Source organism: Leeuwenhoekiella blandensis MED217, from assembly GCF_000152985.1.
GTDB classification, from domain to species: domain Bacteria; phylum Bacteroidota; class Bacteroidia; order Flavobacteriales; family Flavobacteriaceae; genus Leeuwenhoekiella; species Leeuwenhoekiella blandensis.
Genome location: NZ_CH672395.1, coordinates 3,704,988 through 3,727,304, shown reverse-complemented (window position 1 = coordinate 3,727,304; position 22,317 = coordinate 3,704,988). Strand labels below are relative to the sequence as shown.

Here is a 22,317-nt window from a genome sequence, read left to right as displayed (position 1 = left end):
AGCTTTAGTGTAACATTTTTTGCTTTATCGGGTCTATTAAACAGATGAACGTTAAAATTTTAAACTTTCATCAGTACTTTAAACCATCATCTGTTTATGATCACCATCAAAGATTTGCACAAATCTTATACTATGGGAACAAATTCACTTCATGTTCTCAAGGGTATTAATTTTTCAGTTCAAGAAGGAGAACTTGTATCTATAATGGGTTCGTCTGGTTCGGGAAAGTCAACACTGCTCAATATTTTGGGTATGCTGGATGAAGCAGATCAGGGCTCCTATACATTAGATGGCGTGCCAATAAAAAATCTCAATGAGAAAATTGCAGCCCAATACCGCAATAAATTTTTGGGATTTATCTTTCAGTCCTTCAATCTTATCAATTATAAAAGCGCGCTGGATAATGTGGGGATGCCACTTTATTATCAAGGGATGAAGCGTAAAGAACGCACAGATAAAGCCATGGCTTACTTAGAAAAAGTGGGCCTTGCAAACTGGGCACATCATATGCCTAATGAACTTTCCGGAGGGCAAAAGCAACGTGTAGCTATCGCCAGAGCCTTGGCCAGTGATCCAAAAGTGCTTTTGGCTGATGAGCCAACCGGTGCATTAGACACAAAGACGAGTTATGAGGTTATGGATTTGATTCAAGGAATTAATGACGAAGGGAAAACGATCCTTATCGTAACACACGAAGACGATATCGCACATATGACTAAACGTATTGTGAATCTCAAAGATGGGTTGATCATAGACGATGCACCGGTAAATCAAGTTAGAGCAGCGAGTCATGTTTAGTTTAGAACGCTGGCAAGAAATATTAGAGACTATCTCTAAAAATAAACTCCGTACTTTTTTAACGGGCCTATCTGTAGCTTCAGGAATATTTATTCTGGTTATTCTTTTGGGTTTTGGACAAGGAATGCAGAACGGAATAAGTGCAGAATTTCAAAGAGATGCTGCCAATCGTATTTCAGTGTATAGCGGGGTGACCTCTATGGGCTACAAAGGACTGAATCCGGGGCGATTTATTGAAATGACCAACGATGATTACAATTATCTGGTTTCTAAATATGAAGATGATATCGAATTTAAATCTTCAATTTATCGTGTGTGGAGTGGTACTTTAAATTACGGCGATGAGAGTGGAAGCTACCGCGTTGAAGGTGTATACCCGGACTATCAATTTCTAGAAAACGAAGATCTTGTTGCTGGCCGTTACATCAATTATGATGATCAAAAGTTAAAGTCAAAGATCATGATCATAGGTAATAAGGTGAAGCAAGATCTTTTTGGAAGTAAAGAAGCTGTAGGAGAATATGTTCAAATCAACGGAATCAACTTTAAAGTCGTGGGGGTGTATTCTGATCCGGGAGGAGAGCGCGAAGAGACGCGTGTATTTGTGCCGCTTTCAACATCACAACGAGTGTTTGGTGGATCAGATAAGGTGCGTAACCTAGGATTTACCTTAAAACCGCAGGAGAATTTTCAAGATGCTTTAGCACAGTCGCTTCAGTTTTCAGCAGAAATTGAAGAGTTTTTAAAAGAACGTCATTTGGTAGCGCCAGAAGATACGAGCGCGATCAATGTAAATAACACGCTAGAGAATGCTAAGCGATTTTATGACCTGATAGGTATGATCAAAACCTTTTTCTGGGTCGTGGGTATTTGTACCATTATCGCCGGGGTGGTCGGCGTGAGTAATATTATGCTCATCATTGTGAAAGAACGCACAAAAGAAATAGGAATACGCAAAGCCTTAGGTGCGCAGCCATTATCGATCATAGGGATGATCCTACACGAATCTATTTTTGTAACTGCCATTGCTGGCTTTACAGGATTGATTTTAAGTATGGCGCTACTTGAAGTGCTGGGCCCCAATATGCAAATGGATTATATCAAAAATCCATCGGTGAATTTTAATGTGGCCATAACTACTGTTTTTATTTTGGTACTTGCCGGGGCCTTAGCGGGATTTGTTCCTGCCTGGCGCGCAGCACGTATTAAACCCATAACCGCACTTCGCGAAGAATAACACTATTATGTTTAGTAAAGATCGCTGGGATGAAATTATAGAAGCGCTAAGCCGAAACTGGTTTAGGACTGCGCTTACGGCATTTGGAGTGCTTTGGGGAATCTTTATCCTTGTGGTGCTTCTTGCTGCCGGAAAAGGGCTTGAGAATGGTGTAAAGAAAGATTTTGGAGGCATTGCAACCAACACGATGTTTATGTGGACGCAAGGCATATCGAAACCTTATAAAGGTTTACCTAAAGGTCGAAGATTTAATTATGATCTTGATGACGTGGCGGCAATAAAGCAAAATATACCAGAACTGCGCTTTGTGTCACCCCGCAATCAATTGGGTGGTTTTGGCGGAGCGAATAATGTTGTGCGTGGCCTCAACTCAGGAGCCTTTAATGTTTATGGCGACTATCCTGAATTTATCGAGCAGCAACCTATGAATATTACTTCTGGTCGCTTTATGAATTATGGAGATATTCAGGAGAAGCGTAAAGTGGCGATTATAGGCGAAGGCGTGCGTAACGCTTTATATGAAAATGGCGAAGAGGCCATTGGTACGTACATCAAAATTAACGGAGTCAATTTTATGCTTGTGGGTACGTATGCCAAAGTTGCCAGCGAAGGCGATTCCGAAGAAAATCAAAAGGAGATTTATGTGCCTTTTACTGCGTTCTCCCAGGCTTTCAATATGGGAAATCGAGTTGGCTGGATGGCAGTCACCGCTAAAGATGGTTACTCGATCACCGCGCTCAAGTCTGAAGTTTTTGACATTATAAAAACAAGACATACGATTCATCCCGAAGACGATCGTGCTATTGGTAATTTTGACCTTTATGAGCAATATCAAAAAGTAGACGGACTGTTTATCGCGCTTAAAGTAGTCGCCTATTTTGTAGGGATCCTAGTGCTTCTTTCAGGGATTATCGGGATAAGCAATATCATGCTTATTGTCGTAAAAGAGCGCACCAAAGAAATAGGCATACGCAGAGCATTGGGTGCGAGCCCTTGGTCTATACGGGGTCAAATTCTTATGGAGTCTGTTTTTCTTACTATAATTTCCGGGATGGTAGGGATCTCTCTAGGCGCAGCGCTTATTTATGTGCTTAACGCGATACTCGACGCTAATGGTCCGGTTGAGATGTTTGCCAATCCAAGCGTTGATCTGGGAACAGTGATCACAGCGCTTTTCATTCTTATTTTTTCCGGATTACTTGCTGGTTTTATTCCGGCTCAAAATGCTATTAAAGTTAAACCTATTGATGCCTTGCGCACCGAATAAAAATTTCATCAACAAAACGAATCATTAACTCATGAAAAAATCGGTTACTATTGTTATCCTGGCGGTTATCGCTATCGTTTTTATAGGATCACTCTATTATTTATATCAGAAAAATCAGGAGGACCCTGTGGTGTACACCACCGAAACCCCTTCTAAACAAACCATTGTTAAAAAAACGGTTGCTACAGGAAGTATTGTTCCGCGGGAAGAGGTGCTTATCAAGCCTAATATTTCAGGAATTATCAAAGAGATTCTTGTAGAAGCCGGCGCGTTTGTAGAAGCCGGGGATTTGCTTGCGCAGATCGAAGTTGTTCCTAATGCTTCTTCGCTCGTGAGTGCACGTAATAACATTCAAACGGCTAGAACCAACTTGGAGACCGCAAAGTTAACGCTTGAAAATCAAGAAAGTATTTATCAAAGACAGAAAGCACTTTTTGATAAAGGTGTTGTGAGTGCCAATGATTTTGATAACAGTCAGCGTGAGTATAATCAGGCGGTGCAAAATTTTAAGCAACAACAAGTGAGTTTGTCTAGTGCGCAGCAAAACTATGATATCGTAAAAACGGGTACCACAACTGGATTGGGGAATAATGCGACAACTTCAGTACGCGCAACGATTACCGGGATGGTGCTGGAAGTTCCTGTAAAAGAAGGTAACCAGGTTATTGAATCTAATAATTTTAACGACGGGACGACGATCGCTTCTTTGGCTAATGTTAATGATATGATCTTTGAAGGAAAAGTAGATGAGAGCGAAGTAGGTAAAATTAAAGAAGACCTTCCGTTAGAGATTACGGTTGGGGCTATTGAAAATAAAAAGTTTGATGCAACCTTAGATTATATTGCGCCAAAAGGCGTTGCAGAAAATGGAGCCATTCAATTTGAGATTAAGGGAACTTTGGCCAAAAAAGATTCTACCTTCATTCGTGCCGGTTTAAGTGCCAATGCATCGATTATTCTAGAACGAGCAGATGACGTGCTTGCTATTAAGGAAGCTTTGGTTCAGTATGATTCAAAAACGCAAGAACCATTTGTTGAGGTAGAAACGGGAGACCAGGAGTTTGAGAGAAGAGCCGTAAAGCTTGGTGTAAGCGATGGTATTTATGTAGAAATCCTAGATGGAATTTCAGAAAATGAAAAGATCAAAGTATGGAATGCAGTAAAGCCTGCACAAACTTTTTAAGAAATAATAAAACCTATTGTGTAACACTTTATTGTTAAGTACTACATATCATACAGAATTTAAATCATGAGAAACGCAATACTCTTTTTTATTTTAGTTTTTTCGGCAGCCTCTGGTTTTGCTCAGAAAAAATGGACGCTGCAAGAATGTATTCAGCGCGCGTTAGATGAAAATATTCAAGTGCGTCAGGCGCAATTGGATGTGGCAGCTGCGGCTTTAGATAAATCTGATGCCGAAGGGAATTTTTTACCTACACTTAATGCCAATGCTTCGATATCAGAAAACACCGGTCTTAACTTTGATCCTACAAGTAACTTAGCGACAACCACACAGTTCTTATCTGCTAGTGGTGGGATCAATACTTCCTATAATCTTTTTGACGGCTTGCGTAATTTTAAGCAATTGCAACGTGCAAAGCTTACGGCACTTTCGGCGCAATATGGCTATGAAAAATTAGAAGACGATATCGCGCTTAACGTGGCTAACGGATATCTTCAAGTTATCCTGAACAAAGAGAATTTAAATGTGTTGCGATCTCAAAACGAAGTGACGCAGCAGCAACTTCAACAAACCAAAGATCTTGTTGAAGGAGGTGTTTCTCCAAGGGGGGATTTACTCGAAGTACAGGCGCAAAATGCTAACGAAGTTCAAAATATTGTAGCGGCAGAAAATGCGGTTCAGATTTCTTTGATCAGTTTAGCACAAACTCTGCTCATAAGAGATTATAAGAATTTTGATATTGCAGATGGTGATTACCAGATCTATGGTGAAGAGGTGTTGCTCAAATCGCCTGCAGAAATCACTGATGCGGCTAAAGAGGAGCGCTACGAGGTGAAAATCGCAGAGAACAATTTAGCCTTGGCAGAAAAAGATGTTCAAATTGCAAAAGGAGCGAGTTGGCCTACACTTTCAGCATTTTTTGGGTATAGCACGCGTTATTCAGAGCAAGATATTACAAACACATTTCAAGAGCAGTTATACCTTAACGACGGTATCTCTTACGGCCTGCGTTTAAATGTTCCTATCCTTAATGGATTTCAGACTAAAAATAACATTCGTCGCAGTAAGATCGCGGCAGACCGTGCTGCAATAAATTTGGAGCAAGCACAATTAGATCTGGAGTCTAATGTGTATCAGGCGTATTTAGATGCTCAAGGAGCGCTTAAAGCGTATGAGGCTGCACAAACTGCTGTAGAATCGCAAGAGCTGGCATTCTCTTATTCTCAAGACCGTTACGAAGTTGGGCTTATCAATGCCTTTAATTTCAGTCAGGCAAAACAACGTTACGACAATGCGCAAATAGATTTAAACCGCGCAAAATATGATTATATATTTAAGCTGAAAGTACTCGAGTTATACTTTGGAGTTCCTGTAGAAGAGTTAAAATTCTAGAGCATAACGAGTAGTTTCTTTTTAATAATAAAAAGATGAATAGAAAGACCCTTATAATTATTCTTGTTGCAGCAGTAGTCCTAATCGCTGCGTTAATTGGTGGAAAGAAAGCCGGTTGGTTTGGTAAAACAGGTGAGTTTAAACCTGTAGAAACGCAAGAGATCGCTCTGGCAACTGTTGTTGAAACGGTAGCCGCTACCGGAAAAATTCAACCGGAAACAGAGGTTAAGATTTCTTCTGAAGTTTCAGGAGAGATCATAGAATTACCTGTTGTTGAAGGCCAGCAAGTTGAAAAAGGAGATCTTTTAGTTCGTATCAATCCAGATTTAATTCAGTCTGCGCTCACACAGGCACAAGCATCGTTGCAAAATGTAAAGGCAAATCAGGCGCAGTCAGAAGCGGCTCTTAAAGTGGCAAAGGCCAATTATGAGCGTAATCAAAAACTCTTTGAAAAAGGAGTGATTTCACGATCTGAGTGGGATCAGTCTATCTCTGACTATGAGATCGCTCAAGCCAATGTAAAATCTGCTTATTACAATGTACAAAGTGCAGCGGCAAATGTAAATCAGTCCCGCGATAATCTATCGAGAACAAGTATTTATGCGCCAATTAGCGGCACCATTTCTAAGCTAGATGTAGAGTTAGGTGAGCGTGTTGTGGGAACACAACAAATGGCCGGTACCGAAATGATGCGTGTGGCCGATCTTGGAAATATGGAAGTTGAGGTTGATGTTAATGAGAATGACATTGTGAAGATCAACATCGGCGATTCTACACGTGTTGAAGTAGACGCTTATCTTAAGAAACGTTTTAGAGGGGAAGTAACCGAAATAGCAAATTCTGCGGAAAGTAATCTTACGGCAGATCAGGTGACCAACTTTAAAGTGAAAGTGCGCATTCTTGAAGAGTCGTATAAAGATCTAACCGAAGGTAAGCCTGAAGCCTATTCACCATTCAGACCGGGAATGACTGCAACTGTTGATATTATCACCAACAGAGCAAATGAGGCGATTTCGGTACCTATTAGCGCAATTGTTATAAAAAATGACACCGCATCAGTAGGTTTTGGAGAAACGCAATATGAGGCTGTGTTTGTTAAAAGCGGTGATAAAGCTGCTTTAAAGCGTATTAAAACAGGAATTCAAGACGATTCAAATATCGTAGTCTCAGAAGGTCTAGAAGTAGGAGATGAGGTGATTACAGGTCCTTACAATACCGTGACTAAAATACTTAAAGACGGTGATATGGTAGAGGTGCAAAAAGATGCTAAATTTGGTCCTTCAGAAGAAGACTAGATTATGGCCTTAATACTTTGCTTAGAAACTACAACTACCAATTGTTCCGTAGCGCTTTCCCGTGATGGGGAAGTTCTGGCGCTCAAAGAAGATATGGGACTTAATTATAGTCACGCAGAACGCTTACACGACTATATTGATTCAGTTTTAAAAGAAGCAAAACTGTCCAAAAATGATCTAGATGCGGTTGCAGTGAGCAAAGGTCCGGGATCATATACGGGTTTGCGCATTGGCGTGAGTAGTGCAAAAGGACTATGCTTTGCGTTAGATATTCCGCTTATTGCTACAAACACACTTGAGGCTCTCGCTATGCAGGCAGAGATAACTGATATCAAAACGATCATCCCGGTGCTTGATGCGCGTAGAATGGAAGTCTATAGCGCGATTTTTAATTCAGAATTTGAAGAGAAACGCGGTATTGAAGCGCAAATTATAGAAGAAGATTCTTTTAAAGAACAATTAGCTGACGGGAACTGCTTATTCATAGGAAATGGCGCCGAAAAGCTACAACCTATTCTAAAACACAAACACGCGCATTTTAATACTGAAGCTTTGCCTTCAGCTCGCGAAATGGCATTTTTGGCTGAGGCTAAATATAAAATAAGCGACACCGAAGATGTCGCTTATTTTGAACCTTTTTATTTGAAAGACTTCGTGGTGACAAAGTCTAAAAAGTAACGCCTTATTTCCCAGAAAAAGTAGCTCCACTTTCATTAAACACGTGTACATCGCGTTGTGGAAATGGGATAACAATACCTTTATCTTCAAGACGTCTTTTACCTTCTTCAAGAATATACCAGTGTAATGCCCAGTAATCATCATTAGTTGCCCAGAAACGTAACGACATATTTACAGAACTATCTGCAAGTTCTGTAACAACGATCATCGGTTCTGGGTGTGGATCGTGAAGTACAGTCTCTTGTTCATTTACGAGTTCTAGTAAAATATCTTTAGCCAATTTGATATCACTATCATAAGAGATTCCCCAGGTTTGCGCGTTTCTTCTTACGCCTAATGAAGAGTAGTTGATGATATTATCGTTAGAAAGTTTTCCATTAGGGATTACAGCTTCCTGATTTCCGAAGGTGATGAGACGCGTATTAAAAATCGAGATTTCCTTTACAGAACCGTCAACACCTTGAGCAGAGATCCAATCGCCTACTTTAAACGGACGCAATAAAAGAATTAAAACACCTCCTGCAAAGTTTGATAAAGAACCTTGAAGTGCCAGACCAATAGCTAAACCTGCGGCACCAATTACAGCAACGAGCGATGCAGACTCAACACCAAGTTGTGTGACAACCAAAACAAAGAGTAGTATTTTTAAAGTCCAATTGATCAAATCTGCAATGAATTTCTCAAGAGTTACATCATAATCCTTTTTGTCAAAAAACTTCTTTACCAGACGGTTGATGAGTTTGATGATGTAAAAACCGATAAGTAGTGTTAAAATAGCACCTATCAGACTTGGTATAAAATCTATAATTTTTGTACCAAATTTATTGGCGTAGTCTTCCCATTGGGTAATGTCAAAATCCATATAAAATCTTTTAGTTTATGCAAAGGTCACAGATAATGAGCGTAAATAAAAAAACCGAATGTTTAAATATCGTTAATTGTTAAAGCCTTAATACTTGGGATGCGAAATCTATTTTTAATAATTATTCGATATTAGTGTGAAATAAAAAATCCCGCTACTGCGGGATTTTCAAAGGCTATATGAGTGCCAATTATTTTACTTCAAAAGTGATTTTTACATTCACTCTAAATTCTGAAACGGTATCGCCTGTAACTACAGCACTTTGCTCATTTACATATACCGAACGAATATTTTTTATTGTTTTTGAAGCTTCCTTTACAGCATTTGCTGTGGCTTGTTCCCAACTTTTGTTTGAGCTTGCCAATACTTCGATTACTTTTAAAACTGCCATAATTATTAGTTTAGTTAATTTCTAAGTCGAAATTTGAAGATACGATAATTTAGACGGTTTTAAAAATCAATTTGTTGTTAATGTGTTAACCGTTTATGGCTTCTACGCTGTTGATTTTTCCGCGTAGCATTTCTTTAAGCATATTCTCGATTCCGTTTTTTAGGGTAAAAGTTGAAGAAGGGCATCCGCTGCAAGCGCCTTGTAAAATAACTTTCACATTTTTTGATTCGGGATCATAATGTTTAAAAAGAATATTACCGCCATCACTAGCTACAGCAGGCTTTACATATTCTTCAATAATGTTTGCGATTTCTTTTGACGTGTCGTCCATCGCTTCAAATTCTACTTCTTTTTGCTCTTCAACAGCTTGTGGTGTTTTTTTGAAGTTTTCAGAAATGATCTCTTTTCCTTCTTCAATATAGGTTTTGATAAACTCACGCACTTCTTGAAAAACGTCGTCCCATTCAGCAACATCATATTTTTGAACACTCACGTAGTTAGAATCCATAAACACTTCCTTTACAAAAGGAAAATGAAACAGTGCAAGCGCAAGTGGTGCGTTTTTAGCCTCGTCAATGTTTTTGAATTCTAAAGTTTCAGTAACGATTTTCTTATTGGTTACAAACTTTAAAACCGCAGGATTCGGTGTGCTTTCGGCATAGACCGTTACAGGAACTTTTTTGACTGAAGTTGCATCTTCAATAATAACAACCCCGTTGTCATTTAAAAAGTTTTCAATTTGCGCAGAAAGCTCATCTTGAATGTCGATCCATTCTACGATATTGAATTTTTCAATCGCAATAAAATTTTGTGAGATATAAACCGTTTTTACGAATGGAAGGTAAAAAAGTTGTTGCGCCAGTGGCGAATTTTTGGCTTCATCAATGTTTTTAAATTCATAACTGTTGTGATCAACAAGAAACGAATTTGCCTGGAATTTCTTTATCGCAGGATTTGATGTAGGTTCTATGGTTATATTAAAAGTGCTCATGATTCAATTTTGTGCAAATTTAGCTAATTTATAAGTCGTGACTCTTTTTTTAGTCGTGTATCATGCCAACTCCTTATATTATTTATTTAGATTTACAGGGTTAACACAAATAAAATTTAAGCATTAAACAGCCCAAGGTTATTTTGAAAAAAGTTCTATTCTTAATTTGCTTATTGTGTGGTTTTTACGGTAAGGCGCAAGAAGGCATACCGGTATATTGGGATTACCTAACAGAAAATCTTTATTTGCTTCACCCCTCTATGGCAGGTGCTGCAAATGCTAATCAAATACGACTTACAGGGCGTCAACAATGGTTTGATGTTGAAGATGCGCCTAATCTTTATACCGCTGCAATTAACGGGCGTGTAGGCGAGAAGGTAGGTTTAGGAATGCAGCTTTTTTCTGATGAAAATGGAAATTTTTCTCAGCGCGGAGTATACGGTACTTTTGCTTATCATTTGCTTTTGTCACGTAACTATGTTGACCTCAATCAGCTTTCTTTTGGAGTAAGTGTTGGAGTGATGCAAAATACCTTAGACGAGAGTAGTTTTGATCTTACCGATTTTGATCCCATCATTAGTGGTGGCAGTCAAACCGATAATTACTTTAATGTAGATATTGGGATGTCGTATTACTTTCTTGATTTTTGGGCACATGCTACCGTTAAAAATGTTTTACCGCGCAGTAGAGCCATGTTTACGGCGCTCGAATCTACAAACCAGCGTAGGTATCTGGCTTCTGCCGGATATGTTTTTAGTAAACTGAATAGCCCTTGGAGTTACGAACCTTCTGTGATGTTTCAAGCGACTGATGAAACCCAAGAAGTATCCATAGATATTAACGGAAAAGTGTATCGTAAGTTTGATTGGGGTAAACTCTGGGGAGGTCTTTCCTACCGTAGAAATCTGGACGGTGCCCAGTACCTCAATAGCGATGGAAGTGTTGAAAGTCAAAAATCACAATACATCACGCCATTTTTAGGGGTGACTTATAAGCGGTTTTTAGTTGGCTATACCTATACCTATCAGCGCAACGATATTGTTCTCGCAAATGGTTTCCATCAAATCACGTTAGGTTATGATTTTGGTGTGCGTCGCGAACCTTACGAATGCAACTGTCCGGCGGTGAATCAATAAACTTAAAAAGCTAGATATTTTACTTCTTTCTCCACTTGAAGCTCTTTAGTAAGTGCTTCTAAAATTTCAATAGATGCATTGCTGTAAAGCTTGTGCTTACCAAATTGGTCAACCTGGCTCAAAAGTTGGTTTGCTCCTAAAACGCGTTCGGTTTGCTTTGCTACAGCCTGGCCGCTGTCAATGATTTGAATGTGTTCTGGAAGTATTTTTTTTAAGACCGGAATAAGATACGGGTAATGGCTACAGCCCAAAACAAGATAGTCTATATTTTGTGCAAGCATCGGTTCTATATAGCTCTTCAATAGATTGAAGAGTTTTTCAGTATGTAGTTTTCCGGCTTCTATAAGCTCAACGAGGCCTTTTCCTATGACTTCTACAACGTTGAGTTCGCTAGTATATAAACTAGAAGTACGGGCAAATAAAGCACTGCTTAATGTTCCTTTTGTAGCAAGTATGCCAATGGCTTTTGTTTTTGAGGCTAAAGCTGCAGGTTTTATTGCAGGTTCAATCCCAATAAACGGGATGTCATAATTGGCACGTAGCACATCGATAGCGTTTGTAGTAGCAGTGTTACAGGCTACGACAATGATTTTACAACCTTGATCTATAAGATATTCAGTGTTTTTTACTGAAAGCGCGATGATCTCCTCCTTAGAACGTTCACCGTAGGGTGCATTCTTAATGTCTGCGAGATAGATGCTGTCTTCATAAGGAAGTTTCGCTACGATTTCTTTCCAGATCGAAGTGCCACCAACACCGCTATCAAATACACCAATAGGTCGTTTGTTTTGCATGGCTCAAATATAAAAAGCCCTTCTGAATCAACAGAAGGGCTTTTAAAAATTTGTGAGACATTTAAAGGATTAGATGCCTAATTCTTTTTTAACGTCAGCCATTAGATCGTAACCGTCAGCTAAAATAAGACCAGTACCGGTAGTGCTGTCAAGAACATATTTATATCCTTTTGCTCTAGCAACTTTTTGAATCGCTGTACGTGCTTTTTCTACAATAGGCTGTAATGCTTCAGATTCTTTCTTTTGTAAGTCTCTAAGCGCATTTTGACGATACTCCATAATTTTATTACGAGTTTGCTCTACTTCAGCCTGGCGTTGAAGATTTGTTTCGTCAGTTTGACTTTGAGCCTCATTACCATAACGCTCCATAGTCTTTTTAAGCTCATTTGCCATAGTGTTCATCTCAGCATCATAAGAGTTTTGTAGTTTCTCTAAATCAGCTTGAGCCTGCTTATATTCTGGCATAGAAGTTAACAATTCTTGAGTGGCAATATGTGCTACTTTAGAATCTTGAGCCTGAACAAATCCTGTTGTTCCTAATATTAAAGCTAAGGCTACAACTAGGGTTTTAACGTGTTTCATTTTAGTAATATTAAGTGTTATAATTATTTAAGTTTTACTGCTGCCAATTATGACCTGTTGGCAAGGTTTAATTTATAGAATCTTTTACTTTTTTTCTAGCCTCTAAGATCGAATCTCTTCTGCGTTGACGATCTTCTAAAAGCTTTTGTCTGCGTGCTTCATATTCTGCTTTACGCGCTGCTTGAATCGAATCCCGAGTTGCTTTACGCTCTGCGATGATACGTTCACGCTCGCTTTGTTGTGCTTGAGCCTCTGCCTCGCGTTCTTCACGCTCGTTAACTTGATCTAAAGTTAAGGCTTCATCTCTTTTCAATTCTTCTTTATCAGCTCTAGAATTTACTTGTGTACGTTTTGCAGAACGCTTAATGCTCAATAAAATCTGATCGCTAATATCGTGTCTTTTATTAGCATAAAGCATTACAAGGTCTGAAGATTTGTCTAACACAAAGTCATATTGTCTTGCTTCTGCAATCTCTTGAACCGCATTAAATACCTGATCTTGAATAGGCTCAACTAAAATGCTGCGCTGCTTCATCAAATCTCCATTAGGTCCAAAACGCTTTTGTTGATATTCTAAAACTTCATTTTCAACAAACTTTATCTCATCTTCTCGCTCTTCTATCAACTCTTGAGTGAGCAGCACGCGCTCATTATCTAGAGTTTTTCTCATCTGTGCGATCTCTTTGTTCCTTTTCTCTATCTCGTTTTTCCATTGCGCCACGCGGTTGTCTAACTGCGCTTGCGCTTCTTGATATTCGGGAACATTTTCTAAGATATAATTCATATCTACATACCCTATACGAATACTACGTTGTGCTTCTGCGGTAAGCCCAAAAATCAAGAGGGCGATACTAAGAAAAATAACGTTGGTTTTCATACGCATTAGGATATTAGAAAATATCGTGCCAAATTAAAATTGTTGTCCAATTATAAAGTGTGTTTCCCAGCCGTTAGGACCTCCAACGGTACCAGGAATAGGATCAAACCCGTAACCAAAGTCGATACCTAATAAACCAAATGCTGGCATATAGATACGTACACCGGCTCCGGCTGATCTGTTCATTAAGAACGGATTATAATCTCTAAAATTGTCAAATGATGATCCTGCCTCGGCAAACATCAATGCATAAATAGATGCTGATGGTTTTAAGGTGATAGGATATCTCAACTCAAATTCAAATTTATTAAAAATCGTTGCACCTGTGTTTCCGTTTAAAGTACTTGCTTCATCACGATCTAAAGGAACAACCGATTGGTTAGGATAACCTCTTAATCGAATAACCTCACGACCATCTAAAGCATAACCTCCTAGACCATCACCACCTAAGAAGAACCTGTCAAATGGAGGAATACCACGATCGTTATTATAAGCGCCCAAGAAACCAAAATTAACTTTAGAGCTTAATACCAATTTACCTACAAGTGAAGTAAACCATTGTCCTTCAAACTTAACTTTGTAATACTCTAACCAGTTGAAGCGCTCTTGATCGATTTCTGCGATGCGATCATTGTTTCCGTTTTCTACAGCTGCTGCACGATCGTCTGCTAATTCTTTGTAATCGGTGCCATTCCATAAAGAATATGGCGGAGTTAGCTTAGCAGTAAGGCTGAATTTTGAACCGGTTCTCGGGAAAATAGGGTTAACGTCACCTTCATTACGTGAAATACCAATGGTATAGGCTAAGTTTTCTGAAGAACCATTACCAAAGGTAAATAGACCTACGTTGTAATTCTTCAAATCAAAATGCTGAAAGCTTATGGCGTGTGAGATCGTAAAATAGTTATCTGGTACCTCAAGACGTTTAGCTAATCCTAGCGACCCACCGGTAATTAAGAAGCGGCGATCTCGATCAACATCTGCACCACGCGTTCCATAGTTGTATAAATACTGAACACTATGAGAGAAGCTCATTTGTAATTGCACAGGCTTTTTACCGCCTAACCAAGGCTCTGTAAGTGAAGCACTATAGGTTTGATAAAACGTACTTGCTTGTGCTCTTAAGCTAAACTTTTGACCATCACCCATAGGTAGCGGTTGATAAGCATCCTTGTTAAATAAATTCTGAATAGAAAAGTTGTTGAACGAAAGCCCGAGTGTTCCTACAAAGCCACCACCACCGTAACCACCTTGTAGTTCGATCTGGCTGGCACCTTGTTCAACTAATGCATAGTTGATGTCAATTGTACCATCATACGGATTTGCATTTAGGAATTGTGGGTTAAGTTGTTCTGGATCAAAAAATCCTGTTTGTCCTAATTCACGCGTTGTTTGTAAGACGGCTGCTTGACTGTAGCGTTGGCCCGGTCTTGTACGTAAGTTTCGATAAATAACACGGTCTTTAGTCTTGTCGTTACCTGTGATCGTGATACGGTCAAAATAGGCCAGTTTACCTTCGGTAATGCGTATTTCAAAATCGATAGTATCATTTTCAACATTGGTTTCTACCGGATTTATAGAAGAGAATAAGTAACCGCTGTTTTTGTATAGGTTAGAAAGGTCTTCTGCGTTAGGATCTCCATCAGCAGAAATACGTTCTTTCAATAAAACTCCGTTGTACACGTCTCCTTTTTCAAGACCTAACTGACGTGCTAGTTCACGATCTGAGTATACTGTGTTTCCTAAGAAATCAATATCTCCTATATAGTACTTATCACCCTCTTCAACGCTTAGTTTTAAGGTGATTAAATCATCGCCGGTATGAAGTAAGGTGTCAGAGACAATACGCGCATCTCTAAAACCACGCTCTTTGTATTTATCTACGATAGAAACTTTGTCTTCAGCAAAATCTTCAGCGATATACTTAGAGCGTTTCCAGAAGCGTATAAGGTTTTTACGTTTGGTATTTTTCATCGCTTTGCGCAGTTTTCCGTCAGAAAGCTGCTCGTTGCCAATGAATTCAATATCTTCGATCTTAACACGATCACTGAGGTTTACATTAACCAGCATGTCAACTTTAGAATTCTCTGTGGTATCAGAAGTTGGTCTGGTGATAATGCTTACTTTCGAATTTAGATAACCTTGCTCTTTGTATTTGTTCTCAATGTAGAACTTGGTTTTAGTGATCAGGTTTTCGGTTACCTTAGTGCCTTTTTTAAGGTCGTTATCTTTGATGATATCCTTAGCTTTCTTCTCTTTGATTCCATTGATGGTTACCTTGTTTAACTCAGGTACTTCCTCAATTTCAAATTTAAGGTCAACCACATCACCATTAATTGTAGCATAAAGGTTAATGTCGCTAAAGAGATCAAGATCCCATAGACGCTTGATTACGTTACTAATGCGGTCTCCCGGTAAATACACGCGCTCTCCGCTTCTTAAACGTGTAAAGGCGATAACCGTTTGTTCATTATACTGTTTTGCACCTACTACAGATATCTCACCTATAGTATATTGCTTACCGTTTGAAACCGGTAAATCATCTTGGGCAATTGCGGTAGTAAAAGTTAGGCAGTTTAATAAAAAGGCCAAGAACAGGCCTGCTGATTTAGGCATCTGCTTAATTAATTTGCTCGCTCGTCTTTCCAAATCGTCGTTCTCTTTTCTGATAATTATAAATTGCTTCGTACAGATGTTTTCTTGTAAAATCTGGCCATAATACAGGAGTGAAATATAACTCTGCATAGGCGATTTGCCATAATAAAAAATTACTTATTCGCTGCTCTCCGCTGGTGCGAATAAGTAAATCTACATCAGGCATATCATGAGTATACAAATGCTCCTTAATGACTGATTCATTTATTAAATGTGGCGAAATTAAGTTTTTTTTAACTTTAAGACTGATATCCTGTATAGTTTTTACGAGCTCTTCTCGTGCTCCGTAGCTTAAGGCTAGGGTGAGTCGAAGGCGCGAATTGTTCTTGGTCTTTTCCATAACCTCTTTGAGTTCGCGTTGTGCTTTCTCAGGAAGGCTTTGAAGACTGCCAATTGCCGATAAGGATATATTATTGTCTTGAAGTGTTTTTATTTCTTTTTTTAAGGAAGAGACCAAAAGGTTCATTAGGGTGTCTACCTCTAGTTTAGGACGGTTCCAGTTTTCTGTAGAAAAGGCATAGAGCGTCACAAAAGGAACACCTAACTCTGCGCAAGCTTCAATGGTCTCGCGCACGGCTTTTGTGCCTTTTTTATGGCCTTTTACACGCAGAAGTCCTTGGTTTTTAGCCCAACGACCGTTGCCGTCCATAATAACGGCAATATGCTTAGGGAGCTTATGTTGATCTATTTCGTCTAAAAAATCCATTATTCTTCATTAAAAACCGCAATAGCACGGTTGTCTGCCAAAGGTATAAGTTACAGTGATTCCTGAAAACATATACCAGTCTTTATTATTGATATTACCAAAACTGGCAAAATTGTATTCCTCGGTCCCGGGGTAATTTCCATCTAGATTATCGGTAAATGTATAACGTGCTCCAAGTTCTAAAGCAAGCACAATGCTGCTACCTACATAAACTTTATACCCAATAACCATCGGGATGGACATATCCCACTCTGAGTCTGTACGCACTAGAGCATCTTCAGCCGGATCAAGGGCAAAAGAATCGTGGTAAAAGTAAGTAAATCCTGTATATAAATAGGGGGTGTGTGGCTTATCAAAACTTTGATGCATGTCAAAATCCCAAAAGTTGTATTCAATACCCACCGACCCTTCAATTAATGAGCCTGTGAAGGAGTAGCCGCGTTGTTGTCTTCTGCTATCGTCACTGTCTAGGTCTGAGGCATCTAGATTGGCATAGAGAATGCTCGCTCTAAAGGCGTGCCGTGGGCTGCGATTCCATTTTGCGATTCCGCCAAAAACCAAAGCGTTGGGTGCGATATAGCTAGAATTTCCTACATCACCTATAAAATTGCTTCCGCCTGCATAGACACCTACTTCATAAGTCTGGCTTATGCCTGTGGCTGCACTAAATAGGAGTAGCATAAAAACAGAAAAAAACTTCATAGGCTTCTAAAAGTTTGCAAATATAACATTATTGTTTAGGTGCTCATTATTAAGAATGAAGCATCTTCAGAATAAACAAGATTGCTGCAGATTTATTGCCTAGTTGCGTTTGTCTTCGCCCCACAGTAGTTTTTTGCGTAGTGTGGTTAAAAAGGTGTCTTCTTCTAATAAAACCAATTTAATATTGAAAGGTGCTTTGGTGAGTGTGATTTCGGTTTCTACCGGTAGGGTTGCGATTCTAGAATCTAAGGAAACCAAATGATCTTCCTCACGACCACTTACAGTGAGTTTTATTTCAGTTGAATCAGGAACTACAATAGGTCGCGCATTAAGGTTGTGCGGTGCAATGGGTGTTAAAATAAAGCTTGAGGTTTTTGGCATAATAACCGGTCCGCCACAACTTAAAGAATATCCTGTTGAACCTGTGGGGGTAGAGATGATCAATCCGTCTGCCCAGTAATTGGTAAGCCGCTCGCCATTAAGTGCAGTGTCTACCGAAATCATTGAAGTAGAGTTTTTTCGGCTGACGGTCACTTCGTTCAAAGCAAAATTGAGTCCGCCAAACGTTTCCTCTCCTTCAGAAGTTTTAATGCTTATGAGGGAGCGTTCGGTAATGCTGTAATTGTTCTTAAGAATTTCTTCTACAGAGCTTACCAGTTTGTCCTTGTTCACAGTAGCTAAAAAGCCCAGACGCCCTGTGTTTATTCCAACGATGGGAATATCCAGATCACGTACGTAGGTTACGGTTTGTAAAATGGTTCCGTCCCCACCAATACTGAAAAATAAATCATAGGTATTGTCTAGCTCTTCAAACGTGCTAAAATGGGAATAGGTCTTATTGATATCCTCATTATCGTGAATGAGTTTAAGAAAGTTTTCTTCGATGATAACCTCAACGTCTTTTTGATTGAGTAGATCAAGCAATTGCTGAACGTAGTGTCCTGAATTTTTGTGATAAAATTGACCGTAGATGCCTACTTTCATAGTTATATGTTGAGGTATTTGTCTAAATACTGCGAGCGCTCGCGCAAATCTTTTATGAAGGCGTCTTCCTGATGTTGAGAAACCACAACATAGCCATATCTTCTAAATGCTTGAAGTATGGTGTTGAAGCTCGTGTCTGAACCTATTTTTATAGAAATTTGAGCCACTTCATTCTTAATCTGAGAGATGAATGCCCCAAGTACTTTCCCGTCATTAGATTCTACAATCTGACTGATCTCACTAAAGCTGTAATCATAAATGCCGTGTTCAATAACAATAATGCTTCCGCTTTCACTCAAAAAGGGTGTGCTGTTAAAATAGGTCATCACATCAGCAAGCTCATAATATCCTAAATAAGCTGCCGTGTCTTCATCTAAAACCGGCATCAAGTTAGCGTTGTTCTGAGCAAAAGCTTCTAAAACATTGAGCCAATTGGTGTCTGTGCGCACAAAAAATACCTCAAACATATGATTGTTGTCTGCGATGACCTCTTTGGCATCCAGGCAGTGTACGTCATTTTCATTAAGACAGCCTACGTAAACATCTTCGCGCAAGATGGGTACGTGTGAATATGTGGTTTGCGTAAAGAGCTCTTGTGCGTCTCCCAGCAGTAATTGCTCGTCGAGCGGGTCGATGTCTTTTATGATGTAATCAGTGATTTTCATAGCCTCTTTAATGCAATTTAATTAAAAAAGTAGCGGGCTAGCCCGTGTTACTTCGTATTTTTGCAGGCAAAGTTACAATTATTGAGATGACAAAATTAAGTGTAAATGTTAATAAGATCGCAACATTGCGTAATGCTCGAGGCGGTAATGTTCCAGATTTAATTAAGACAGTAAAAGATATTGAATCGTTTGGTGCGCAAGGGATTACGATTCACCCGCGCCCAGATGAGCGACACATACGTTATCAAGATGCCCGTGACTTGAAAGGTGTGGTTAAAACCGAATTGAATATTGAAGGGAATCCTGTAGAAAAGTTCATCAACCTCGTGCTGGAGGTGCAGCCAGATCAGGTGACTTTAGTGCCAGATTCGGTAGATGCAATTACTTCAAATGCAGGATGGGATACTATTAAGAACAGACTGTTTTTAAAAGAGGTCATAGCCGAATTTAAATCCCACGGAATTCGCACTTCAATCTTTGTAGATCCGGTTGCCGAAATGATCGAAGGAGCTAAGGAAACAGGTACAGATCGTATCGAATTGTATACCGAAGCTTTTGCCGAAGGTTTTAAAGAGGGACATCCTAATGCGGTAAAACCCTATGTAGATGCTGCTTTACTGGCGCAGGACCTGGACCTTGGTCTTAATGCAGGACACGACTTATCTCTAGAAAATATCAAGTTTTTTGCTGATAGTATTCCCGGGTTGTTAGAAGTTTCTATAGGTCACGCGCTAATCGCAGAAGCCTTGTATGACGGCCTGGAGAAAACCATTCAATCGTATTTAGAAGCCTTATCTTAATTTATGACGTTACACAGCAGTATTACCGGTTCAGGAAAGGCATTTGTGATTTTGCACGGCTTTTTAGGAATGGGAGACAATTGGAAAACCTTAGCCAATCAATTTGCCGAAGAAGGCTATGAGATACATTTGGTAGACCAACGCAATCACGGGCGAAGCTTCCATAGCGATACGTTTAATTACGAAGTTTTAGCAGAAGATTTGAAGGAGTATTGCGCGGCGCATAATCTGGAAAAGATCATTCTTTTAGGGCATTCGATGGGAGGTAAAACCGCCATGCTATTTGCAATGCGTTATCCTGAATTACTAGACAAACTCATTGTTGCCGATATTGCTCCCAAATATTACGCACCACATCATCAGAAAATTCTGGAAGGTTTAAATGCGCTTTCTGAAAATGAAGCGGCAAGAAAATCACGAGGTGAGGCAGATGCGTTTTTAGAGCAGTACATTAAGGATTGGGGAACGCGTCAATTTTTATTGAAAAACCTGTATTGGCAAAAAGATAAAACCTTGGCCTTGCGCGTGAATTTGCCCGTGCTTACAGATCAAGTTGAGGCAATAGGCGAAGCTTTACCTACACAAACGGTTTATGAAGGGCAAACCCTTTTCTTAAACGGATTGAAGTCTGATTATATCACCAAAGAGGATACAGCTTTGATCGAAGCTCACTTTCCAAATGCAAAAATAAAGGGAATTGCTAATGCCGGTCACTGGTTGCACGCTGAGAATCCCAAAGATTTTTTTGCTGAGGTGATGAATTTTCTACGATAAACCACTTGGTTTTGCGGTTTAAAGTTATATTCGCCGCTTAAAATTGGTGATTGGTTTAAAAGAATTCTTCGATTGTGATAACGAAGCGCTATACTTAAACGAATTAGTAGGCTTTGAATCATAAAATCGGCGTAAATCGTATTGCAACTCAATAAATTTTTATAACATTGTTTGTAGAATTTATTATGCATGCACAATAAAAATGCCTTATTTTTGATGTATTCTTAAAAAAATTCACCTCAATTATTAAATTATAATTTTACCCTTTTAAAGTATGAAGAGAGTTTTAGTAACGTCTTTATTCTTATTAGCCTCAGCGATAACGTTTGCGGGAGGTTATAGAGTTGGACTGCAAGGACAACGCGCCCTCGCGATGGGGCATACCGGTGTGGCTTATGTAAATAGCGCAGAATTAGCGTTTTTTAACCCTGCTGGTTTAGTGTATTTAGAAAACAAGATAAATGCCTCAGCCGGTGGTTTTGGCGTTTTTTCTAGTGTCGCTTGGCAAAATGAAAGCACAGGTCAATTTGCCAATACCGATAGCCCAATGGGAACGCCCTTTTACTTATATGGGTCTTACACATTAAATGAAAATTTGAGCCTGGGTCTTGCTGTTTATACGCCTTATGGTAGTACGGTAGAATGGCCTACAGACTGGGCAGGTTCGCATCTCGTGAATAACATTGAACTGGCTGCAGTTTTTATTCAGCCGTTGGTGTCGTTTAAGATCAGTGATAAATTCAGCGTAGGTGGTGGGCCGATCTTTGTGACCGGTAATGTAAACTTTAACCGAAACGCAAATCGATTCCTTACAGATCTAGAAGGAAACCGTTCTAATGTTACTATCGATGATAGTGGTGTTACCAATTGGGGATATTCGGTGAGCGCGATGTTTAGAGCAAGCGACAATCTAACGTTTGGTGCAAACTATCGTTCAGAGATCATTTTAGAGTCAGAAGACGGTACAGCAACTTTTGCCAATTTCCCAAATGACAGTGGGCAGCCAATAGTTGTAGGTGGAACAGGAATACCTTCTAACGGTACTCAAGGCTTTAATGCGTCACTTCCGCTTCCTGCAGAACTTACTGTGGGTGGTTCTTACAGCAAAGATAAATGGGTTGTCAACTTTGATTACACCCGTACTTTCTGGAGCGTTTATGAAGATCTTGATATCGTATTTGCAGATGGTTCTGAGTCTATTAATCCTCGTAATTACCAAGATTCTTCAATCTATAAGTTTGGGTTTGGTTACGCTGCGAGTGAGAAATTTATGCTGCGTGCAGGATACTACTTTGACGAGTCTCCGGTACAATCCGGTTATTTTGCGCCAGAAACCCCACGTAATGATAGCAACGGTTTTTCAGCAGGACTCTCGTATGCGATTTCAAATAGTTTCGCAATAGATGCTTCGTTCTTGTATGTTCGATTTAAAGAGGTTAATGAATCCTATGATTATGTAGATGACGGTTCTTCTTTTGGTGGAACATACAAATCAAGTGCATTTGTACCGGGAATAGGACTCACTTATAAACTTTAAAAAAGCTAGAC

Annotated in this window: 22 protein-coding genes; 11 read left to right on the top strand and 11 right to left on the bottom strand. The window is 39.4% G+C overall.

Features of this window, described 5'->3' with window-relative positions:
• The first annotated feature begins 96 nt into the window (after positions 1-96).
• The 7 genes from MED217_RS16035 to tsaB all read left to right on the top strand — a co-directional run bounded on the left by MED217_RS16035 (position 97) and on the right by tsaB (position 7,850).
• Positions 97-798 (top strand): ABC transporter ATP-binding protein, encoded by a 702-nt coding sequence (locus MED217_RS16035; RefSeq protein WP_009781600.1) that lies wholly within the window; start codon positions 97-99, stop codon positions 796-798.
• Positions 791-2,035 (top strand): ABC transporter permease, encoded by a 1,245-nt coding sequence (locus tag MED217_RS16030; RefSeq protein WP_009781599.1) that lies wholly within the window; start codon positions 791-793, stop codon positions 2,033-2,035. Before MED217_RS16035 ends, MED217_RS16030 begins: the two co-directional genes overlap by 8 nt.
• A gap of 7 nt (positions 2,036-2,042) precedes the next feature.
• Complete coding sequence (locus tag MED217_RS16025; RefSeq protein ID WP_009781598.1) at positions 2,043-3,302, top strand: ABC transporter permease; 1,260 nt, start codon at positions 2,043-2,045, stop codon at positions 3,300-3,302.
• 31 nt (positions 3,303-3,333) lie between these two features.
• On the top strand, positions 3,334-4,485 hold the full coding sequence (locus MED217_RS16020; RefSeq protein ID WP_009781597.1) for an efflux RND transporter periplasmic adaptor subunit: 1,152 nt from the start codon (positions 3,334-3,336) through the stop codon (positions 4,483-4,485).
• Positions 4,486-4,551: 66 nt separating this feature from the next.
• On the top strand, positions 4,552-5,877 hold the full coding sequence (locus MED217_RS16015) for a TolC family protein (protein WP_009781596.1): 1,326 nt from the start codon (positions 4,552-4,554) through the stop codon (positions 5,875-5,877).
• Between the two features lie 35 nt (positions 5,878-5,912).
• Positions 5,913-7,172: an efflux RND transporter periplasmic adaptor subunit gene (locus MED217_RS16010; protein ID WP_009781595.1), complete on the top strand. Its 1,260-nt coding sequence runs from the start codon at positions 5,913-5,915 to the stop codon at positions 7,170-7,172.
• A 3-nt stretch (positions 7,173-7,175) separates the two neighbouring features.
• Complete coding sequence (gene tsaB / locus MED217_RS16005) at positions 7,176-7,850, top strand: tRNA (adenosine(37)-N6)-threonylcarbamoyltransferase complex dimerization subunit type 1 TsaB (protein ID WP_009781594.1); 675 nt, start codon at positions 7,176-7,178, stop codon at positions 7,848-7,850.
• Positions 7,851-7,854: 4 nt separating this feature from the next.
• On the opposite strand, the gene MED217_RS16000 is transcribed toward tsaB, so the two are convergent.
• The 3 genes from MED217_RS16000 to MED217_RS15990 form a co-directional block, all read right to left on the bottom strand.
• Positions 7,855-8,712 carry a mechanosensitive ion channel family protein gene (locus tag MED217_RS16000; protein WP_009781593.1) on the bottom strand — a complete coding sequence of 286 codons (858 nt, stop codon included), beginning with the start codon at positions 8,710-8,712 and terminating at the stop codon, positions 7,855-7,857.
• A 190-nt stretch (positions 8,713-8,902) separates the two neighbouring features.
• On the bottom strand, positions 8,903-9,103 hold the full coding sequence (locus MED217_RS15995) for a dodecin family protein (protein ID WP_009781592.1): 201 nt from the start codon (positions 9,101-9,103) through the stop codon (positions 8,903-8,905).
• An 85-nt stretch (positions 9,104-9,188) separates the two neighbouring features.
• Positions 9,189-10,094 (bottom strand): NifU family protein, encoded by a 906-nt coding sequence (locus MED217_RS15990; RefSeq protein WP_009781591.1) that lies wholly within the window; start codon positions 10,092-10,094, stop codon positions 9,189-9,191.
• A gap of 143 nt (positions 10,095-10,237) precedes the next feature.
• Between MED217_RS15990 and MED217_RS15985 the strand changes: the two genes are divergently transcribed.
• Complete coding sequence (locus MED217_RS15985) at positions 10,238-11,230, top strand: PorP/SprF family type IX secretion system membrane protein (protein ID WP_088124390.1); 993 nt, start codon at positions 10,238-10,240, stop codon at positions 11,228-11,230.
• A 2-nt stretch (positions 11,231-11,232) separates the two neighbouring features.
• Here MED217_RS15985 and murI read toward each other — a convergent pair whose 3' ends face one another.
• The 8 genes from murI to MED217_RS15945 form a co-directional block, all read right to left on the bottom strand.
• Positions 11,233-12,024: a glutamate racemase gene (gene murI, locus MED217_RS15980; RefSeq protein ID WP_009781589.1), complete on the bottom strand. Its 792-nt coding sequence runs from the start codon at positions 12,022-12,024 to the stop codon at positions 11,233-11,235.
• 69 nt (positions 12,025-12,093) lie between these two features.
• On the bottom strand, positions 12,094-12,606 hold the full coding sequence (locus tag MED217_RS15975) for an OmpH/Skp family outer membrane protein (RefSeq protein WP_009781588.1): 513 nt from the start codon (positions 12,604-12,606) through the stop codon (positions 12,094-12,096).
• 67 nt (positions 12,607-12,673) lie between these two features.
• Positions 12,674-13,483 carry an OmpH/Skp family outer membrane protein gene (locus tag MED217_RS15970; protein WP_009781587.1) on the bottom strand — a complete coding sequence of 270 codons (810 nt, stop codon included), beginning with the start codon at positions 13,481-13,483 and terminating at the stop codon, positions 12,674-12,676.
• A 33-nt stretch (positions 13,484-13,516) separates the two neighbouring features.
• On the bottom strand, positions 13,517-16,099 hold the full coding sequence (gene bamA, locus MED217_RS15965) for an outer membrane protein assembly factor BamA (RefSeq protein ID WP_009781586.1): 2,583 nt from the start codon (positions 16,097-16,099) through the stop codon (positions 13,517-13,519).
• Positions 16,100-16,103: 4 nt separating this feature from the next.
• Positions 16,104-16,844 carry an undecaprenyl pyrophosphate synthase gene (locus MED217_RS18865; protein ID WP_009781585.1) on the bottom strand — a complete coding sequence of 247 codons (741 nt, stop codon included), beginning with the start codon at positions 16,842-16,844 and terminating at the stop codon, positions 16,104-16,106.
• Between the two features lie 9 nt (positions 16,845-16,853).
• A complete protein-coding gene (porG, locus tag MED217_RS15955; protein ID WP_009781584.1) occupies positions 16,854-17,546 on the bottom strand; it encodes a type IX secretion system protein PorG in 693 nt (230 codons plus the stop codon).
• A 99-nt stretch (positions 17,547-17,645) separates the two neighbouring features.
• Positions 17,646-18,530, bottom strand: a complete 885-nt coding sequence (locus MED217_RS15950) for an NAD kinase (protein ID WP_009781583.1) — start codon at positions 18,528-18,530, stop codon at positions 17,646-17,648.
• 2 nt (positions 18,531-18,532) lie between these two features.
• On the bottom strand, positions 18,533-19,195 hold the full coding sequence (locus MED217_RS15945) for a CBS domain-containing protein (protein ID WP_009781582.1): 663 nt from the start codon (positions 19,193-19,195) through the stop codon (positions 18,533-18,535).
• Positions 19,196-19,281: 86 nt separating this feature from the next.
• On the opposite strand from MED217_RS15945, the gene MED217_RS15940 reads away from it, so the two are divergent.
• The 3 genes from MED217_RS15940 (at position 19,282) to MED217_RS15930 (ending at position 22,306) form a co-directional block, all read left to right on the top strand.
• Positions 19,282-19,995: a pyridoxine 5'-phosphate synthase gene (locus MED217_RS15940; protein ID WP_040533756.1), complete on the top strand. Its 714-nt coding sequence runs from the start codon at positions 19,282-19,284 to the stop codon at positions 19,993-19,995.
• Between the two features lie 3 nt (positions 19,996-19,998).
• Complete coding sequence (locus MED217_RS15935) at positions 19,999-20,769, top strand: alpha/beta fold hydrolase (RefSeq protein ID WP_009781580.1); 771 nt, start codon at positions 19,999-20,001, stop codon at positions 20,767-20,769.
• 274 nt (positions 20,770-21,043) lie between these two features.
• Positions 21,044-22,306 carry an OmpP1/FadL family transporter gene (locus MED217_RS15930; RefSeq protein WP_009781579.1) on the top strand — a complete coding sequence of 421 codons (1,263 nt, stop codon included), beginning with the start codon at positions 21,044-21,046 and terminating at the stop codon, positions 22,304-22,306.
• The last annotated feature ends 11 nt before the right edge of the window (positions 22,307-22,317 follow it).

Bases quoted from the DNA above. Each gene is read 5' to 3' on its own strand.
- MED217_RS16035 (WP_009781600.1), top strand. From the start codon at position 97: ATGATCACCATCAAAGATTTGCACAAATCTTATACTATGGGAACAAAT.
- MED217_RS16030 (WP_009781599.1), top strand. From the start codon at position 791: ATGTTTAGTTTAGAACGCTGGCAAGAAATATTAGAGACTATCTCTAAA.
- MED217_RS16025 (WP_009781598.1), top strand. From the start codon at position 2,043: ATGTTTAGTAAAGATCGCTGGGATGAAATTATAGAAGCGCTAAGCCGA.
- MED217_RS16020 (WP_009781597.1), top strand. From the start codon at position 3,334: ATGAAAAAATCGGTTACTATTGTTATCCTGGCGGTTATCGCTATCGTT.
- MED217_RS16015 (WP_009781596.1), top strand. From the start codon at position 4,552: ATGAGAAACGCAATACTCTTTTTTATTTTAGTTTTTTCGGCAGCCTCT.
- MED217_RS16010 (WP_009781595.1), top strand. From the start codon at position 5,913: ATGAATAGAAAGACCCTTATAATTATTCTTGTTGCAGCAGTAGTCCTA.
- tsaB (WP_009781594.1), top strand. From the start codon at position 7,176: ATGGCCTTAATACTTTGCTTAGAAACTACAACTACCAATTGTTCCGTA.
- MED217_RS16000 (WP_009781593.1), bottom strand. From the start codon at position 8,712: ATGGATTTTGACATTACCCAATGGGAAGACTACGCCAATAAATTTGGT.
- MED217_RS15995 (WP_009781592.1), bottom strand. From the start codon at position 9,103: ATGGCAGTTTTAAAAGTAATCGAAGTATTGGCAAGCTCAAACAAAAGT.
- MED217_RS15990 (WP_009781591.1), bottom strand. From the start codon at position 10,094: ATGAGCACTTTTAATATAACCATAGAACCTACATCAAATCCTGCGATA.
- murI (WP_009781589.1), bottom strand. From the start codon at position 12,024: ATGCAAAACAAACGACCTATTGGTGTATTTGATAGCGGTGTTGGTGGC.
- MED217_RS15975 (WP_009781588.1), bottom strand. From the start codon at position 12,606: ATGAAACACGTTAAAACCCTAGTTGTAGCCTTAGCTTTAATATTAGGA.
- MED217_RS15970 (WP_009781587.1), bottom strand. From the start codon at position 13,483: ATGAAAACCAACGTTATTTTTCTTAGTATCGCCCTCTTGATTTTTGGG.
- bamA (WP_009781586.1), bottom strand. From the start codon at position 16,099: ATGCCTAAATCAGCAGGCCTGTTCTTGGCCTTTTTATTAAACTGCCTA.
- MED217_RS18865 (WP_009781585.1), bottom strand. From the start codon at position 16,844: ATGGATTTTTTAGACGAAATAGATCAACATAAGCTCCCTAAGCATATT.
- porG (WP_009781584.1), bottom strand. From the start codon at position 17,546: ATGAAGTTTTTTTCTGTTTTTATGCTACTCCTATTTAGTGCAGCCACA.
- MED217_RS15950 (WP_009781583.1), bottom strand. From the start codon at position 18,530: ATGAAAGTAGGCATCTACGGTCAATTTTATCACAAAAATTCAGGACAC.
- MED217_RS15945 (WP_009781582.1), bottom strand. From the start codon at position 19,195: ATGAAAATCACTGATTACATCATAAAAGACATCGACCCGCTCGACGAG.
- MED217_RS15940 (WP_040533756.1), top strand. From the start codon at position 19,282: ATGACAAAATTAAGTGTAAATGTTAATAAGATCGCAACATTGCGTAAT.
- MED217_RS15935 (WP_009781580.1), top strand. From the start codon at position 19,999: ATGACGTTACACAGCAGTATTACCGGTTCAGGAAAGGCATTTGTGATT.
- MED217_RS15930 (WP_009781579.1), top strand. From the start codon at position 21,044: ATGAAGAGAGTTTTAGTAACGTCTTTATTCTTATTAGCCTCAGCGATA.